The organism is Exiguobacterium sp. s128 (assembly GCF_018618815.1).
GTDB classification, from domain to species: Bacteria; Bacillota; Bacilli; order Exiguobacteriales; family Exiguobacteriaceae; genus Exiguobacterium_A; species Exiguobacterium_A antarcticum.
Window position 1 is genome coordinate 1 of sequence record NZ_JACSMT010000051.1, and the last position, 17,525, is coordinate 17,525.

Sequence of the window (17,525 nt, forward strand, 5' to 3'; positions counted from 1 at the left end):
GAATCCTTGTTTTCAACATCACTTTTTACGACTACATAAGACAAACCCTCATTTCAACGTTGAAATGAGGGTTTGTCTACGATCTGAAAGCTAGTCTGCCATGAGGCAGACTAGCTTTTTTGGAATGGGACATCCATCTTCAAGAACTGAACAACGGCCAGATCAGGATGATCAAAATCGCAACGGGACTCATGTAACAAATGCTAAAACGCCAAAACGGAAGCATACGTTTCATGAACGGACTCGTGACGAGTTCTTGCTCCACTAGGGTCCGGTCAAGTTTAAATCCGGCAAAAAACGAAATCAACAAGGCACCGATTGGCATCAGGATGTTCGAGACCGTAAAGTCCATCCAATCAAAAATCGTCTTATTCATCCATGTGATGTCACTTGCAAGACCAAAAGAAAGGGCGGACGGAATGCCGATCAACGCAATCAAACCGGTTGCGATAATCGTATTCCGTTTTTTGTCTTGGAACGTAGCACTTTCTTTTCGATCCGTGATCGATGAGACGACCACTTCAAGCATCGCAATCGACGAGGTGATCGATGCGAAGGCAAATAATAAAAAGAAGAGGGTCAAGAAAACGGAACCAAATTGTATTTGACTGAAAACAGTCGGCAAGACGATGAATAAGAGTGCTGGTCCTTCTGCCGGATCAAGTCCTGAGGCGAAGACTGCGGGGAAAATTGCGAACCCAGCAAGTAAAGACACGACGATGTTCAACGAGACGATCCAGACCGCTGAGCGGTTGATTTGTCCCCGCTCCTTCATGTAAGAAGCATAGGTCAACATCGCAGATACACCAAGCGACAAGGAGAAGAACGCTTGACCAAGTGCACTCAGGACCGAAGTTCGACTCAATGCTGAAAAATCCGGTTCAATGAAGAAACGAACGCCTTCACTTGCTCCCTCTAACGTCAACGAACGAACAACAAGAATGATGAAACAAACAAAGAGTAACGGCATCATGATTTTACTCATTTTTTCGATTCCAGCTTGGACGCCACGTAAGACGATGACACAGGTGATGACCAAGAAAATCAGTTGTCCCGATACCGCATATACTGGGGAAGCTGAAATCGTACCAAACAATTCGCCCAACGCCTGACCGTTCATCGTTGTCAGACTGCCCGAGAAACCTAGTACCGTATAAATCAGTACCCAGCCCCCAATCACACTATAAAAGGACAGGAGAAGAAAACAGGCGATGACACCCAGTATGCCTATGAACGTATATTTTTTATGGCCCAATTCCGAGAAGGCTCGTAACGCTGTTTTCCCGCTTGTCCGACCGATTAAAAATTCGGCAATCAAGACCGGGAGTCCAAGTAACAAGGTAAAGGCTAAAAACAGTAATAAAAAAGCCCCTCCTCCATTTGTTCCCGTCGTGTATGGAAACTTCCATATCGCCCCAAGACCAATCGCTGACCCTGCTGCTGCTAAAATAAAACCGACCTTCGAAGCCCATGCATTTCCTTTCATGGTGCTCGACCTCCTTTTCAAAAATACTTTTCCATTGTACAAAAAATCACTCTGGAAGTCATCCTTTACCAAACATTTTCTTTAAAGCATCAAAGCATAACCGCATATTCGTGATAAAACATACGGGTTTTAGTTGATCGATAACAAAAAATCGAAGCCACAGCAGTGGGCTTCGATTCGAAGGTCGACTTTCATTAGGAGAATGGTTGTTACACCAACGTATCCAATCGCCCGCTATACATTTTTAAATACTCGGGTAAGACGCTGACTTCAATTGGTGAATGCATCGCCTTTTCTCCATCTGTATCAATTACTTTCGGAGAATCCGTCTTCAGCGTAAATCCACTTGTTAAAATATGTGTAAAGGAAGGTTCTGTGGCTAACCCGATTTTTTGAAGGATGACATCTCGGATCGTCGTGAGGTTGACCTCATCGACGATTACGAGATCCAATTTCCCGTCATTGTAAGCTCCTTCTGATAAATTGGTGCCAATCCCACCTAACGATTCTCCATTCGCAGCCAGGATCAAGACGGCTTCTCCCGTCATTTTTTGTCCCTCTGCTAATTCTAGTTCATAGGAAAAAGGTTCCGCTTCCATACTTGAGCGAATCGTCGAAAGGTAATACCCCATCTTACCGAGACGAGCTTTTTCTTCCGTATCAAGGCCAATCGATGCCTCCGCTACTAATCCAAGTCCAAGGAAATTCAGGAAATACGTATCGTTGACTTGTCCAAGATCCACTTCGACGATTTGCTGGGTCGCAATCATTTCAGCAGCCAGGCGGGGGACCATCGGTAATCCTAGCGTTCTCGCAAAATCATTACAGGTCCCTCCTGGAATGATACCAAGAATCGGACGTTTGTCGAGTTTAGCGACACCATTGATGACCTCAAACACCGTTCCGTCACCCCCAATGACGACCAATGCGTCGAAATCCGTTGCTTCTTCCGCAAAGTGTAACGCATCGAGGGACTGAGTCGTTTGACGGATGACAATTTCGTCAAACATCCCGGCCAAGGGATCAATGACCTCTTGTAAAAGACCGGCACGATTTGATCCTGCTGTCGGGTTACTGATCAATAGTAATCTCATTTAATGATTCCTTCTTCCTCTAAATACTCACGTGCCACTTGATTCGCTGTTTTTCCACCGTAGGCAACGGCTTCATTCATTCGCGACATTTCGACATCGGAGATTTTTCCATCTAATTGCTCAAGTGCTTGACCGACTTCCGGATACTCATCCAGTGTTTCTTGACGTAAGAGTGGCGCCCCTTCATAGGGTGGAAATAGTTGCTGATCGTCTTCTAGGACGACCATGTCGTATTTCGCGATTTCCGGGTCTGTCGAGTACGCGTCGATGACTTGAATGTCACCGGATTGAACAGCCTTATAACGTAACTTCGGTTCCATCGTCACGACGTCTTTAAAATTCACACCGTATTTTTCTTGGATCCCCTTATACCCATCTTGGCGATCTTTAAATTCCAGCGTGAATCCTGCCTTTAATTGATCGGCCACTTGCTGTAGGTCAGAAATCGTTTTTAAGTCATATTGTTCCGCTACTTTTTTCGGGACGGCCACTGCATACGTATTGTTGTAGTTCATCGGCGGAAGCAATGCCAGCTCCTGCTTCACTAAACCATCTCGCGCTTGCTCGAATACGGCTTGTTTTTCATTCGAGACGGGTTTTTCATTCGTCAGACTCGCAAGTACCGTTCCTGTGAATTCCGGATACAAATCGATATCTCCCGATTGTAATGCTTTATAGACGAACGTCGTTTTCCCGAAGTTCGGTTTGACTTGCACATTTAAATCAGTCTGATCTTCAATGACTAACTTATACATGTTCATCAAAATTTCAGGTTCGACGCCTAGTTTCCCCGCTACAACCAAATCTGGTCGTTCCGTTCGTCCAAGCGCGAATGGTGTAACGATCAATGTCGCGATTAAGGCAAGTGCTATGACAAGTCGACCCTTTTGACGTTTTTTGGTCGCTACTTCCGTTTGTCTTAATAGGAGATCAAATAAAAGAGCTAACAACGCTGCCGGAATGGCACCTAATAAAAGCAGATAATTATCGTTTCGATCAATTCCTAATAAGATGATTGATCCAAGACCACCTGCACCAATCAAGGCAGCAATCGTCGCTGTCCCGATAATCAAGACCATCGCTGTCCGGACACCTGCCATCATGACAGGCAGGGCAAGCGGCAATTCGACCTTCATTAAACTTTGCATTGGTGTCATACCGCAAGCACGTGCCGCTTCCTTGAGCGAAGGATCTACTTCCGCTAATCCTGTATAGGTATTTCGAACGATTGGAAGTAACGCATATAAGACAAGTGCTATGACGGAGGGAAGCGTCCCGATCCCGACAAGCGGAATCATCAATCCAAGCAATGCCAAGGAAGGAATCGTTTGGATGACGGAGGTGACCCCAATCGACCATTCACTTAGTTTTTGATTACGAGAAAGATAAATCCCGAGTGGAATCGCAATCAGGCAAGCAATCACAAGTGATAGGACAGACAATTGAATATGTTCAATCAGTGCTTGGAGCAATTCTGTTTTCCGGTCTTGATACGTCTCGAACAGTCCTGTCATTGGATCGTCCCCCTGACTTGACCCATGAATTCTTTGACGAAGGCATCGTCACTCGCCAAGATTTCCTCTTTTGTTCCGATCAGAACGATTTTTCCTTCGTCCATCAAACAAATCCGACTGCCCAATTTCAATGCTTCATTCATATCATGCGTCACGAACAGAATCGTTTTTCCAAGTTCGTCGTTCAGACGCAGTAAATCATTCTGGAGTTGCTCTCTTGAAATCGGATCCAGCGCTGAAAAAGGTTCATCCATCAAGATGACATCTTGCTCGGCTGCCAAGGCTCGCATGACGCCCACACGTTGTTGCTGACCACCGGAAAGTTCAGTTGGATATTTCTTTCGCAAGTTCTCATTTAATCCTGTCAGCTGAAACAATGTCTCGACACGCTCTTCAATCTTCTTTTTATCCCATTTCAACAACTGCGGTACGACACTTACATTTTCTTCTACCGTCATATGCGGGAATAAGGCAATCTGTTGAAGGACATAACCGATTTGACGACGTAATTGGTGTTCATCGATTGACATGATCGGTTGTCCATTGATCCAAATCTGTCCTTCCGTATGGTCGATTAGCCGATTGACCATTTTCATCGTCGTTGTTTTCCCGCAACCCGAAGGACCAATCAAACAGAAAATTTCTCCTTGTTCGACCGTGAAATTTAAATCACGGACCGCTTTTGTTCCATCTGGATATGTTTTTCCGACTGCTTTAAATTCAATCACACACGATCCCTCCACCATCTGTAGTAGTCAAGTCTATTCTTTATTATCTTTGTAAAATTTCCCTGATTTGTCTGTTCTGAAACCTGCTTTCGCCTACCTTGACATACAAAAAAACCGGCAGAAATTCTGCCGGTCCATCGTTCATTTTGATTTTCGTTCCAGCAATTCAATCTCCGATTTGATCAATACTTGTTTCTCGAACTCAAAACCAAGAGTTTCGAAGTTTTTTGTATGTGAGAGATCTCCCACTACGGTATTGGTTAATACGGCTGTGACTTCAGCGACCCAGCCCTCTTTTGTCTTTACCATATCACCGACGATATAATCAAATAACTCTTCTTCTTCCATCTCAATCATCTCCTGACACGTTCAGATATTCTTAATCATATAAAAGAACTCATGAAAAAGCTAGTATTGCGTCAAGGTCCGTAACATCTGCCGTAAGATTTTTGCCGTCAATCCCCAAATCAAATACTCTTCATGCTCATAAAAATGTTCAACGGTTTTATACGTTCGATCCAAGTAGGCATCGCGATTGGCCAACCGTTCTGTCGGAACTGTTTTTCCCGGACGAATGCGCCATTCCATCTCGCCTTGAATCGGCTCGGCTGCCACAAGGTCCGATAAGGCAACCAAAAAAATATGATCCACTTCCATCGGAGACGGATGAATTTCTTCCGCCGTCAAGATACCCACATAGGGATAGATGATTGACCGATTGGGTGTCACGAGGGGTTCCAATGTGCCGATGACTTCAATGTTGGCATCACCCAAGTTCAACTCTTCTTTTGTTTCACGAATTGCCGCCTCTTTCGGCTCCTCCCCGGGATCAATCCGCCCACCTGGAAATGAAATTTCTCCCGGTTGCGACCGGAGCGTTTTCGCTCGTACTTGAAATAGGAGGTAAATCGCTCCGTGACGTTCGAGGAGGGGGACCAAGACGGCAGCGGCATTTTTAGGAAGTTGCTCTTCTGACGAGGCAAACGCTCGTTTCACATCATCCATCCGGAAGTCACTCATCGTGTTTCCTGCGCGACTTTCTGATACGCTTCTTCCAGATGGCGCATACGTACGATCAAATCCGCATTTTTAGCAATTCGATCGGCTAAAATCGAGCCTGCTACGACTTTATAGTACGCATTGAGTGCCTGAATCTTCGTCATATATGCTTCATTTTGTCGCATGTATTCTCTGAAGTTGCTCATCAAGCGTTCCGTTGTAAATAGTTGTTCATTCACTGCCCTCATCCTTTCAGACGGTTACCCGCCAAGTCGATAGTTTAATGGTAGCGAGTTTTGGCTAAGAAGTAAAATAAGGGGGGCTATCCGTGAAGAAAAAAGTAGATGTACTGATCATTGGTGCTGGACCAACCGGTTTGACGTTAGCGCTCGCATTATCACGTTATGGTTTGACTTTTCGAATCATTGAACGTGCAAGTGGTCCATCCGTCGTCTCAAAAGCGATTGGAATTCAGGCTCGATCACTCGAATTATTTGCGCGCCTTGGCGTAGCCGATGCATTGATGGAGCATGCGATCAAAATCAATCAAGGCAATCTGTATGTCAATGGAGCTTGGCAAGCAAAACTTGACTTTACTGATTTAAATACACCGTTTCCGTTCGTCACGTTATTACCTCAAAGTGAGACCGAACGAATTCTCGAAACCCGGTTGCGGGAAGATGGGCACATGGTGGAACGTGAAACGGAACTGACTGGTTTCGCTCAGTTTCCGACGTTCGTCAGCGCCTCGATTCGTAAACATGATGTGACGGAGACCGTCGATGCTTCCTTTATCATCGGAGCAGATGGTGCCAATAGTTTTGTCCGACGTGAACTGGGACTTCCATTCAGCGGGAAATCCTTTAAAGAATCGTGGGCACTAGCTGATATCGAAGTGGATTGGCCGCTATCTTCTGAAGAAGTCCACATCTTCTTTTCCGATCATGGTGTCATCGAGTCCTTTCCATTACAGTCCAACTTATTTCGAATTACGGGCAACTTGACGAACGGTACCGTTCCGACAGACCATGCTGCAATCGAAGATTTTTTACAAAACCGGGCCAAAGTTCCGTTTAAGTTAAAAAAAGTACACTGGTATTCCATGTTCCGGGTCCATAACCGAATCATCGAAAAATTTGGTCATCACCGGATTTATCTCATCGGGGATGCTGCCCATATTAATTCACCTGTCGGCGGTCAAGGAATGAATACCGGGATTGCCGACGCAATGAATCTAGCTTGGAAATTATGGTGTGTCCATCGCTTCAAAGCCAGTTTTCCGTTACTTGATTCGTATAGTGTCGAGCGACGTGAGGCAGCCCGTGGAATTTTACGTTCCACGAATCTAGCCACTGAATTGTTGCAGATCAATGTGCCTTTTTTATTGCCACTCCAAGAAACAGTCATTCGTAACAGTTTAAAGATCACACCCCTACACCATTACGTCACCAATCGAATTGCCCAACTGAACAGTAACTATCAAACCTCCCATTTATTTGTCACACAGGGACGTTTTCCGCTTTTGACGCCACGTCCGGGGGAACCGATGCCGTATAGTGAAGTCGTGAATCCACGCACCAAGAAAAATGAATTATTATTACGACGCGCGGACCGGAACTTTTTGTTGTTACTTTTTTTACCTCGTCAAGCGGATGAAGCCATCCTCTCACCTTTTAAAGAATTGGCATATTCCTATCCCGATTTATTCGAGACCGTACCAATCCATCAAGAGTTGAAAGATGATGGTGTCGTTGACCAAGGTGGCGAGCTTGCTCGAAAATTTGGGATCAAACAAGCTGGGCTCTATCTCATTCGTCCAGATGGGTACATCGCCTACCGTCAACAAGGATTAAAACTTCAACCTTTTTCACGTTATCTTGAACGTTTACTTTATGCGCGTTGAGGACGTATGATAAAAGATGAGGTGATGTTATCCATGGATTTTAATACGATACGTATGATATTGATCGTTGTTCTTGTTTTATATTTTATCGTCATTGTGACACGACGAACTAAAGAATCAATGCGTTGGGTCGTACTTGGTGAAGCGTTTGGAGAAAAAGGAGAACAGTTGGCCCGTGATCATGATCGGTTAGATCAAGCAGGTCTTCGTGTCCGGATGGAACGCGGTGTTAAAACATCTTTTGTCTTCCGACGCTTCAGTAAAGATCTGGACGACCGGGTAGCCCTTTATGTCTTAAAAGAAGATTTAGCTCAAGCAGAAGAGGTTTTGCGCCATAAATGACAAAAAATCGGCATCCTCATTTGATGGAGGAGCCGATTTTTTACGTCTACGGTTTTGGTTAACCTTTTTTCCATTACGTCCGCGTATCCGTTACTCTTCTTGATGTGGTCGTCCAAAAACGGCTTTTTCAAGATTTGAGATGCGACGCAACATATCATAATTAGAAGGGTTCGAAGGGACGGTCGGCACGTCTGGTTCCGGTCGCCGTTCTTCTCGTTTGATGCCAACGGAAGGCGTCGCTTTTGCTTCTTCTAGTTCCCGCTTTAACCGCTCGATTTCCCGTTCAAAACCTTCGTAATCTTTAATGACTTGATCCAAATATCCGTCAACATCTTCGATGACATAACCCCGTAGACCTGTTTTGAATTCCTTTTTGTAAATATCGTCTGCTGTCAATAACGGCTTGTACATACGCTTCACTCCCATTGTTCATTGTAGGTCTGCTCCTGTTCCATCATCGCCAAATCATCTTGTGTAATCAAGAACAACTGATAATCCGATCGTTCCATTTCTAGTTTAGCACGTTCCACCAGATACTTGGCAGATCCTCCATGTTCCTCGTCAAATACGGACAATAACCCTTGACTCTTTTGAATCATGAATTCCGTTTTATTTCGAAATTGAGATGGATTTTCGTATGGTTTTTGACTGATTGCGTCTACAAAGTCTGCTTGATTCAAAACCGCTAGATATTGTGCTTGTACCGGTTCTTTCCATTTTGCTTCTTGTTCAAGAAAAGGAAGCAAAATTCCTAACCGGATATCTGGATACTCCTGTTTGAGTTCTAAAATGACTTCACATGCCCACAACTCACATCCAGGAGCTGCACTCGTAATGAACCAAGTCGTCCCCATATCTTCAATCAATCGGATAAGACGTTCACGGTAGGCTGCTTTTAAAATCTTGATCCCGGGATGTTTTTGGTCAAAGATCCCAAGTTCCGTTGGTTTATACCCTGTTACTGCTACGACCTTCATCGACGACACTTCCTTTGTAGGCGTAAACTTCGATGATCTAGTTCGGCTACCAATCGTTCCCGACGCGAAGCTAACAACTGATGGTCTGCTAACATGTTTTTGGCTCTTTCAGTATAATCATAAGCAACGGCTGGTTGTTTGGCAATGTGCTCGGCCCATTTCGCAAGTTCGATGAACCCTTCGTACGTACCACTCTTTTCGAAACAGATTTTGGCGTCCTCGTACTGTCGCAGTTTTTTGTATAACATTCCTTGGCGTAACCAACCTTGCGCAGTCAACTCATCCGCCTGTCCAAAATGTTTGACCGACTGATCGTGAATACCTAGATCCGCTAACCAGATGGCAATATTTTCACGAATCTGTGACGAAGCGTCTTGGCGATGTGTCACAAGCCGATTACATTCATCATAAAGACTGACCAACGTGAGACAATCATGCAAATGATGCTCCAGAACCCCAGACATGATGTCCGGATTTTGATGTTCGACGTATTGAAAATAGTGCATCGGTGCTAAAAAACCCGGCAAATCATCCGTCCGCTCAAATCCAATCCGTTCTTCCATTCGTGTCAACCGGTACGAGTCATACATTCCTTTGAACAGACGACGACAGACATGGAGTAAATCGAGATGACCCACTTTCGGCAGACGTGGTACACGTTCACGGACAAACACGTGGCGGGTCTTGATTTGCGGCCAGTCAAAACTTTTTCCATTGTAGGTGACGAATCGAACGTCTTCCCCGATATCCAGTAAAAAATGGTGATACAAAGCCGCTTCATAGTGTGGATGCGGCAGGAAATATTGCCGCATCAGCAGTTCGCCTTTTTCAAATCGTGCAAATCCAAGTAAAAAAATCGTGGTCCCTGTACCTTTTAGACCCGTTGTTTCTGTATCAAAAAAAATGATTTGTTCGAGTGGGACATCTAGCGCCAGTGGCGGATGCGGTAACTGTAACGATTCAAAAACCGCCTCAAATGACCGATGACCGTGCTGAGCCGTCAGGGGATACCGGTGATCCAGTCGGACAATCCATTCCTCTTCGAACGTGAGGATGTCGGCACCTTTTGCTAACCAGGCTGCTTGTTCAGCTGTCGTGGCTCGTTCCTGATCCGTGGATGAGGGACTTTTTTTCGGTTCGGTCTCGGTCGTCTTCAACATCCGTCTCAGTTTATTTTTCATAATTCCGTCTCCATTTCAGCAAGCATTCTGATCGTCCGCTCTTTTTCATCAGATATCCCAATCATCCCGATGCAGGCTGGACAACCGTCGAGACAAGGACATGTCTCAATCGAGTCCCGGGCAGCCCGGAGCATGATGGTCCGTTGTTTGTAGATGGATGCCGCGAGCCCAACACCACCCGGATAACGGTCATACAGATAAATCGTCGGTTTTTGTGTATGCGTGGCTTTGACTTGAGGAACAACAAACACATCACTGGCATCACACATCAAATACAAGGGAGCAACACGACGCAGACTGTTTGCGACTCCTTCTAAGACTTGTTCGAGCTCTGTACTCGATGTAGACGTTTCCGGTAAGGAAAACCAGACACCCGTCGTGTGAATTTCCCGTTCCGGCAGATGAATGGGACCTGATCCGATGTTTTCATGTGTCCCGAACTTGATCTTCTTGAACATCGTCGCCATTCCACGGACACTGACATCTCCGCGTGCGACACTAAAATCACCGTTCGTATAACATTCATCTTCATCCAGAACGGATAATTCGACTGAAAAATTAGCATCCGTATAATAATCAACATCTACGGCTCGGACAAAGGCTTTTTTTTCTTCGAAATCCAAAGCTTCGACTTGGTATTGATCTGCCCCGTGTAAATAGATCGCTTCATCGTGTAATAATGTCATCGCACTGAAGGTATCCATCTCACCGATGACTCGGTTCGGGACTTCTGTTTGATCAACGATGATGACATTTTCTTGATCGCTGGATCGTAGCGAAATACCATGTGCCGGGAACGCATCGTTCATCCAGTAATACCGTTCCCCCCGCTGATGCAATACACGTTCTTCGACCAGATACTCTAAGATATCTTCCGTCTCAAGTGTCCCAAACGTTTCGCCCTGACGAAACGGTAATTCAAACGCGGCACATTTGATATGATCGACGGCGATGATGAGATTATCGGGGTCGAGTCGAGCTGCTTCCGGTGATTGATTTAAAAACAATTCTGGTCGTTCGGCCACATATTGATCGAGCATTCCGGAAGAAGCGACTAAAATGATCAAGGCATCATCTTGACGCCGTCCGGCTCGTCCCGCCTGTTGCCATAATGACGCAATCGTTCCCGGATAACCGTTCATGATACAGACTTGAAGTTGTCCGATGTCGACGCCAAGTTCTAGAGCATTGGTCGAGACGATGCCGGTAATTTCACCTTTACGCAACCGTCTTTCAATATCTCGCCGTTCAGTTGGTAAATAGCCGCCCCGGTAGCCTTCAATCGATTTGGGTCCAAGTTCATGCCGGATCAGACTGCGAAGATATGTCAACAACACCTCGACACGGACACGTGACCGGGCAAAAACAATCGTCTGGAACTTCTTTTTGATGAAGCGTGAGGCCAATTGTTTGGTTTCTAGTGTCGCTGAACGACGAATTCCAAGTTGCGCATTAACAATTGGCGGCTGATAGACGATAAAATGTTTTCGACCGGTTGGTGCTCCATTATCATCAATCAACTGAACCTTTTTTTCCGTCAAACGTTCTGCTAGTTCTTGTGGATTGGCAATCGTCGCACTTGTCATGATGAAAATCGGGTCACTCCCATAATACCGGCAAATCCGTCGCAACCGTCGGATGACGTTTGCGACATGGCTTCCGAATACTCCGCGATACGTATGCAATTCATCGATGACGATATGCGATAAATTTTCGAACAGTTCGATCCATTTCGTATGATGCGGTAAGATACCGGAATGTAACATATCTGGATTCGTAATGACGATATTACCGGCTTTACGGACTTTTGTTCGAATCGTCGGTGACGTATCACCATCATACGTAAAACAACGAATTGGTGCTTCCATCTCGTCGATCAGTTCTAACAGTTCACTATTCTGGTCTTGCGCCAACGCCTTTGTTGGATAGAGGTACAAGGCCCGTGCATTCGGATGGGCTAAGAGATGAGACAAAATCGGCAAATTGAAGCAGTAGGTTTTCCCAGATGCGGTCGGGGTAACGATAACGGTCGATGCACCGCTTTGGACGGTTCGAAAAGCGAGCTCCTGATGCCGATACAACGAAGTGATACCTCGTCTTTCCAGGGCTTGTCGCAAACGTTCCGGCATCTCTTTAGGAAACCGTGCGTAACGTCCGACAGTCGCTTCCATCGTTTTCATATAGGTAACACGCTCCATGAAGGAACGATCGGCTTTGAGTTCTTCTAAATAGGTGACAAGTGATTGTCTAGCTTCCATTGCCCCACTTCCTTCCTGACCTCCATTATACAAAAAAAGAGAAGCAAGACCGAAGAAACACACCCGTTTCTTCGGTCTTGTCTTCTTCTAATGACCATTCTACTCTTTATTGTTGAGTTTCCGGTTCTGATTGTTGATCTGCAGGCGCATTATCCTGTCCTCGACCTTGATTGCCGTTCGACGAATTCCCTCTATTCGACTGAGTGGACGCTCCATCGTTTGATGCTGGTTCGTCCGTTGTCGGTTCATCCGTCGTCGGTTCGTCCGTTGTCGGTTCATCCGTCGTCGGTTCGTCCGTTGTCGGTTCATCCGTCGTCGGTTCGTCCGTTGCTGGTTCGTCCGTCGTCGGTTCATCCGTCGTCGGTTCATCCGTCGTCGGTTCGTCCGTCGTCGGTTCATCCGTCGTCGGTTCATCCGTCGTCGGTTCATCCGTCGTCGATTCGTCCGTCGTCGGTTCATCCGTCGTCGATTCGTCCGTCGTCGGTTCATCCGTCGTCGGTTCGTCCGTCGTCGGTTCATCCGTCTCGACTTCGGCAACCGTCACCGTCGTCGAGACGGGTCCTGACTGTTCTCCAGACGCTTTCGCGACAACGGTCAACGTCGTCCGTCCTGGATCTAATCCATTAATTGCGATTCGATTCGTTGAACTTGTACCGAGAACCGATTGTTTGCCGTCTGGATCAGTCATCGAGATTTCAAACGATACACTGTCATATCCATTTGTCCGAAGCGCTGAATCATTATAGCTCCACGTCAGTTCACCAGACTCCGAGTCTTCATTGTAGGATGCTTGTAAGCCAGTCGGAGCTGGTACGGCCTTTTTTTCGACAACCGGTTCTTTTGTCCCTTTCACGTAAAGCTCATCCCCAATACTGAGGACAGAACTTGGTTGTTCAAAAGGTGCAGGTGTCCGGTCACGTGTTTTCGTGACAAAATCTTTCCAAAGGTTTTGAGCCATCGTACTGTTCGTTGGTCCACTTAAACCTAACTCATTGTTATTTCCGGATTTTGTTGTTCCCGTCCAGACACTGATTGAGACATCCGACGTGTAGCCGGCGAACCAGACATCTTTGTAAGCATTCGTCGTTCCGGTTTTACCTGCTGCATCAAAGGCAAGGGCGGCACTCGGGAACGTCCCGCCTGGCTTCAAGACGTCTCGCAACATATCTGTCAACATGTAGGCTGTATAATCTTCCATTGCCTTTTTCGGTTTGACAGGTGATTTGATTTTTGAACCGTCACTGTATTCAATCGTCTTGATGATGTGTGGTTTGATGTAATCCCCACCATTCCCGAGTGTAGCGTAAGCAGACGCCATTTGTGTCGTGTTGAAGCCGTGTTTCATTCCCCCAATCGCATAAGCGGGTGAAATCGACTCGTCGTCTTGAAGTCGTAAACCTGATTTAGCGGCAAACGCCTCGACGGAATCCCCACCGATTTGTTGGAATGTTTGAATCGCTGGCGTATTGGCAGAAATCTTAAGCCAGTTCCGAATCGTATTTGTCCCTCGGTATCCATCGTAATAGTTTCCGATGTTTTTTCCATTCACTTTTGTTTCTTGGTCCGTCATCATTTTAGCCGTTGACCATTTTTCATTTTCAATCGCCGGTCCGTAAGCGAAAAACGGTTTTGCTGAAGAACCCGGTTGGTGCGGTTCTTTTGCAAAGTTTCGGCGCGACGTCCCTGTCCCTGGATTTTTTCCATCCACGATTCCGAGAATTTCACCCGTTTGCGTGTTGACAGCGGTCGCTGCGGCTTCCGCATACTCCGGTAATTGAACGACTTGGTCTTTTTTAATCGCTTCATTCATATAATCATGCATCGGTTTGTCGATGGATGTATAAATCTTTAACCCTTGGCCGTAGATGTCTTTACCTTCAAGACCAAAGACGTCTTCTAGCTCTTGTGAGACCATATCAAAAATCACGCTATCGTAAGCTGCGTCGTCCTTTGATTTAGGTGCCGGATCAATCAATTTCGAAATCGGTTGGTCGACCCCTTGATCCCGCTGTTTTTGTGTGATGACACCCGTCGTCAACATCGCATCGAGCACTTGTGTTTGACGCCATTTCGTCAGCTTTGGATCTCCTTGAATCGGATCATATGCGGAAGGACGTTGCGGCAGACCCGCAAGCATCGCTGCTTCGGCATAGTTCAACTTATCGACCGTCTTATTGAAGTATGCTTTTGACGCCGTCTGAATCCCGTACGATTCTTGACCGTAATAGTTTTTATTCAAATACATTTCAAGAATTTGTTCTTTTGTATAATCCCGTTCTAAACGAATCGCTAACCACTGTTCCTGGACTTTCCGGGTAATGGTCTTATCTGAGCTCAAAAACGATTGTTTGATGACCTGTTGCGTAATCGTTGAAGCACCCTCTGATCCAAAACCATCTGTGATGTTGGCGATGATCGCGCCACCTAAGCGGCGGAAGTCAATTCCGTTATGCTGATAGAAACGTCGATCTTCAATCGAGATGAACGCATCTTTCACCACATCCGGTACCTCTTTAATCGAGACGTACTCACGACTCGTCCCACCCTTTTTGATTTCTTCCTTATTGCTCGCATAAATTTTCAGCGGAAGCGCATCACGTAGTTTGGATTCATCCAGCTCCGGTGCTGTGGCTACTGCGTAAACGGCAAACCCTCCACCAGCAAGCATCAAAATGATGAACAATCCTGTTGCCACTAACAGCAACTTTTTCCAAAGGGCACCCTTGCCACCGGATCCGCCTGTCTTTTTCTTTTTCGGACGTTTTGTCCGGTTCGTTTGTTTGACTAACGTCTTCGTTTCTTCACGACGTGCGACACGACTTCTTTCCATATGCTATCCTTCTCCTTCAATCTGTAAAGTTTCTCAAGTGAAATATAACTCGTCCACTGCTGGTAAATAATCAATTGCAGGAAACGCACCTGTCTCGAGTTTTTTTCCATGACGTTCGATTTCTGCTAACGGAATCGACTTTCTGCCTGTTTCCAACTGCTCCCACCAGGGGAACAAATGCTCGACAGACAACACATATTGCACATTATACATACTGAATCGAATGATGACAAAACAAATTCCTCCATGTGCTACACATTGACGCATATGTTCAATTTGATGGGAATGAAAGTTTTTTAGTGGGAAGGACGTTTTATGATTGGTTTCCTTCGCTTCAAAATCGATATATCGCCCACGGTACACACCGTTATAATCCGTTGTCGACGGTTGTTTGAAATAGGCTTCTTTGACAACGGCAGCAGACCGTTTCGGGTAATCAACTTGAACGATTTGAAGAGGAGTCGGTTTCTTGTGTATGATTGCCCGATTATGGGTCAAATAAAACGTATTACTTTCATTAATAAGTTTTTCCAGTTTCATTCCACGATTCGAGAAGGTCGATCCTTTGGAACGGGCGTTTTGGATTGTCACACCATGCGACTCAAGTGGTTTTTGAAACTTTTTACCATTCGGGTAATTCAAAACGATTCCCCTCCTATCGCGTTTATTGTACCATGATATGTGATTGTATCGTATCGGCCGAGAGGAGTAGTTAAAAACAAATGACAATAGAACCGTTACTTCAAGACATTGAACGTATTTATCAAGCAGGACGCGATGGGACAGAATATGACTTCCAAAAAGAGGTGATTCCGTTCGTCGAACAAGCGGACCTTCTGATTGCAGAATGGCAACAAAACGCTCAGAACAGCCCTTACCTACGCCCGGCGATGGTCGAAAGTGCCGTCGATCAATTGAAACAATTATCCGTCCAGGCGTTTCAACCCAAAACAAGTTTAAAGCGGTTTAACGAGACGATTAAATCCGTCCGCTACATCGATCAATTGATGCAATAATCCGTTGAATGATGTTTCTGAGCAGGAAATTTTGGTACACTTGTCGTAAATAAGTAGTTAGGGTAGCAGACAGCTTGGACTGTTCCTGCCGAACCGTGCGAGGAGGAGTAGGATTGGCCATATCAAAATCGAATGCGCGTCACGAATCAAAATTGATTCCTCGAGCGACAAATCCAACAGCAAAAAAGTACGTCATGTTCGTCGACGAAACCGGTACACCCAAAGGAAATACACAATTTAACTTGACCGGAGTCTTAATGGAATACAAATATGCCATCGACTCAGATGAAACCGGCGAACCAAGTCCGTTACGAAAACGCTTGATGCAATTCAAATCAGCGGTTTTCGAAGATCCACATATTCCACTCCACCTGAAAGAAATCTTAAAAGCTGAGCACCCGTATGGGAAAGAAGACGGGATCACAATCGATATGTTACGTCACTTTTGGGTCGCTTTACCAGATTTTCTCGTTGACATCGACTGTACGATCGTCAGTGTCGAAGTCGATAAACAAAAACTGCAGGAATTCTATTCTACACCAAAAGATCCATATGTCGTGGCGTTTGCCCACTTGATGAAATCGTTTTATGCGTTTCTTGAGGAAACAGAGGCGACGAGTGCACGGGTTGTCCTGGAAAGTCGGGATGATTATCAAAACTTGTTGATTCAAAAAGCCTTTTTCGATATCTTCAATTCAGGAACGGTCCACCTCGATGTCGAGAAAAGCCGTCAAAAAATCAAAGGGTTCATTTTTGCTGAAAAAGACAGTGATCTCTACCAATCCGGTCTTGAGATTGCCGATCTTGTCTGCCTCCCCCTCTCCCGTGTCCGTCGTGGGGTGATCGAGGTGAAGCCGCGGTTTGTCCATTACGGGGACGAAAACCGAATTTTTAAGGCCATTAAAAACAAAATTTACATTCGCCGGGATAGCCCCGATCAAGATTTTCGAAACTGGGGCTTCAAAAAGGTTCCGATTACTAAAAAACGTCGTGAATGGTCTGACACGCCATGGAACGGTTAAGGCCATCAGAAAAGAAGCTGACTCAATAGTTCGTTTTTATACAAAAAGAAGCAGTGGACACCGCGTCCACTGCTTCTCAGACTGAAGACAAAGTAGTGGTTTTTCTCTTAATCGGGAAGAACCGCTTTTTTTGTTCGCTTCGAATCGTTTTCCTGGGACAAGCATCGCGCCGCAT

At 45.6% G+C, this 17,525-nt stretch carries 17 protein-coding genes; 4 read left to right on the forward strand and 13 right to left on the reverse strand.

Annotated features, from left to right (window positions below):
• Window positions 1-139: 139 nt before the first annotated feature.
• The 7 genes from KNQ13_RS14030 to yvfG all read right to left on the reverse strand — a co-directional run bounded on the left by KNQ13_RS14030 (window position 140) and on the right by yvfG (window position 6,060).
• On the reverse strand, window positions 140-1,486 hold the full coding sequence (locus KNQ13_RS14030) for a sodium-dependent transporter (RefSeq protein WP_209548481.1): 1,347 nt from the start codon (window positions 1,484-1,486) through the stop codon (window positions 140-142).
• Between the two features lie 209 nt (window positions 1,487-1,695).
• Complete coding sequence (locus KNQ13_RS14035) at window positions 1,696-2,580, reverse strand: diacylglycerol/lipid kinase family protein (protein ID WP_026829782.1); 885 nt, start codon at window positions 2,578-2,580, stop codon at window positions 1,696-1,698.
• The gene (locus KNQ13_RS14040; RefSeq protein WP_014970570.1) at window positions 2,577-4,094 is read right to left on the reverse strand and encodes an ABC transporter permease/substrate-binding protein; all 1,518 of its coding nucleotides are present in this window, start codon (window positions 4,092-4,094) and stop codon (window positions 2,577-2,579) included. The genes KNQ13_RS14035 and KNQ13_RS14040 overlap by 4 nt, the downstream gene beginning before the upstream one ends.
• The gene (locus KNQ13_RS14045; protein ID WP_014970571.1) at window positions 4,091-4,822 is read right to left on the reverse strand and encodes an ABC transporter ATP-binding protein; all 732 of its coding nucleotides are present in this window, start codon (window positions 4,820-4,822) and stop codon (window positions 4,091-4,093) included. The genes KNQ13_RS14040 and KNQ13_RS14045 overlap by 4 nt, the downstream gene beginning before the upstream one ends.
• A 141-nt stretch (window positions 4,823-4,963) precedes the next feature.
• Window positions 4,964-5,170, reverse strand: a complete 207-nt coding sequence (locus tag KNQ13_RS14050; protein WP_014970572.1) for a hypothetical protein — start codon at window positions 5,168-5,170, stop codon at window positions 4,964-4,966.
• Between the two features lie 60 nt (window positions 5,171-5,230).
• The gene (locus KNQ13_RS14055) at window positions 5,231-5,842 is read right to left on the reverse strand and encodes an NUDIX hydrolase (RefSeq protein ID WP_026829783.1); all 612 of its coding nucleotides are present in this window, start codon (window positions 5,840-5,842) and stop codon (window positions 5,231-5,233) included.
• Window positions 5,839-6,060 carry a protein YvfG gene (yvfG, locus tag KNQ13_RS14060; protein WP_014970574.1) on the reverse strand — a complete coding sequence of 74 codons (222 nt, stop codon included), beginning with the start codon at window positions 6,058-6,060 and terminating at the stop codon, window positions 5,839-5,841. The genes KNQ13_RS14055 and yvfG overlap by 4 nt, the downstream gene beginning before the upstream one ends.
• An 89-nt stretch (window positions 6,061-6,149) precedes the next feature.
• Here yvfG and KNQ13_RS14065 point away from each other — a divergent pair, with 89 nt between their 5' ends.
• Both KNQ13_RS14065 and KNQ13_RS14070 read left to right on the forward strand, forming a co-directional pair.
• A complete protein-coding gene (locus tag KNQ13_RS14065; protein WP_209548482.1) occupies window positions 6,150-7,724 on the forward strand; it encodes an FAD-dependent monooxygenase in 1,575 nt (524 codons plus the stop codon).
• A gap of 33 nt (window positions 7,725-7,757) precedes the next feature.
• The gene (locus tag KNQ13_RS14070) at window positions 7,758-8,066 is read left to right on the forward strand and encodes a hypothetical protein (RefSeq protein ID WP_014970576.1); all 309 of its coding nucleotides are present in this window, start codon (window positions 7,758-7,760) and stop codon (window positions 8,064-8,066) included.
• Between the two features lie 90 nt (window positions 8,067-8,156).
• On the opposite strand, the gene gpsB is transcribed toward KNQ13_RS14070, so the two are convergent.
• The 6 genes from gpsB to recU all read right to left on the reverse strand — a co-directional run bounded on the left by gpsB (window position 8,157) and on the right by recU (window position 15,960).
• Entirely contained in the window at window positions 8,157-8,477 is a 321-nt protein-coding gene (gpsB, locus tag KNQ13_RS14075; protein ID WP_014970577.1) for a cell division regulator GpsB, read from the reverse strand.
• 5 nt (window positions 8,478-8,482) lie between these two features.
• Window positions 8,483-9,043 carry an SLOG family protein gene (locus tag KNQ13_RS14080; RefSeq protein ID WP_014970578.1) on the reverse strand — a complete coding sequence of 187 codons (561 nt, stop codon included), beginning with the start codon at window positions 9,041-9,043 and terminating at the stop codon, window positions 8,483-8,485.
• Entirely contained in the window at window positions 9,040-10,224 is a 1,185-nt protein-coding gene (locus KNQ13_RS14085) for a ribonuclease H-like domain-containing protein (protein WP_014970579.1), read from the reverse strand. Before KNQ13_RS14085 ends, KNQ13_RS14080 begins: the two co-directional genes overlap by 4 nt.
• Window positions 10,221-12,482 (reverse strand): DEAD/DEAH box helicase, encoded by a 2,262-nt coding sequence (locus KNQ13_RS14090; RefSeq protein ID WP_026829786.1) that lies wholly within the window; start codon window positions 12,480-12,482, stop codon window positions 10,221-10,223. Before KNQ13_RS14090 ends, KNQ13_RS14085 begins: the two co-directional genes overlap by 4 nt.
• 106 nt (window positions 12,483-12,588) lie before the next feature.
• Window positions 12,589-15,312 carry a transglycosylase domain-containing protein gene (locus tag KNQ13_RS14095; RefSeq protein ID WP_209548483.1) on the reverse strand — a complete coding sequence of 908 codons (2,724 nt, stop codon included), beginning with the start codon at window positions 15,310-15,312 and terminating at the stop codon, window positions 12,589-12,591.
• A gap of 33 nt (window positions 15,313-15,345) precedes the next feature.
• A complete protein-coding gene (gene recU / locus KNQ13_RS14100) occupies window positions 15,346-15,960 on the reverse strand; it encodes a Holliday junction resolvase RecU (protein ID WP_026829787.1) in 615 nt (204 codons plus the stop codon).
• A gap of 74 nt (window positions 15,961-16,034) precedes the next feature.
• Between recU and KNQ13_RS14105 the strand changes: the two genes are divergently transcribed.
• Together KNQ13_RS14105 and KNQ13_RS14110 are read left to right on the forward strand one after the other, a co-directional pair.
• A complete protein-coding gene (locus tag KNQ13_RS14105; protein ID WP_014970582.1) occupies window positions 16,035-16,328 on the forward strand; it encodes a DUF1798 family protein in 294 nt (97 codons plus the stop codon).
• Between the two features lie 113 nt (window positions 16,329-16,441).
• Entirely contained in the window at window positions 16,442-17,350 is a 909-nt protein-coding gene (locus KNQ13_RS14110) for a DUF3800 domain-containing protein (RefSeq protein WP_251027476.1), read from the forward strand.
• Window positions 17,351-17,525 lie beyond the last annotated feature (175 nt).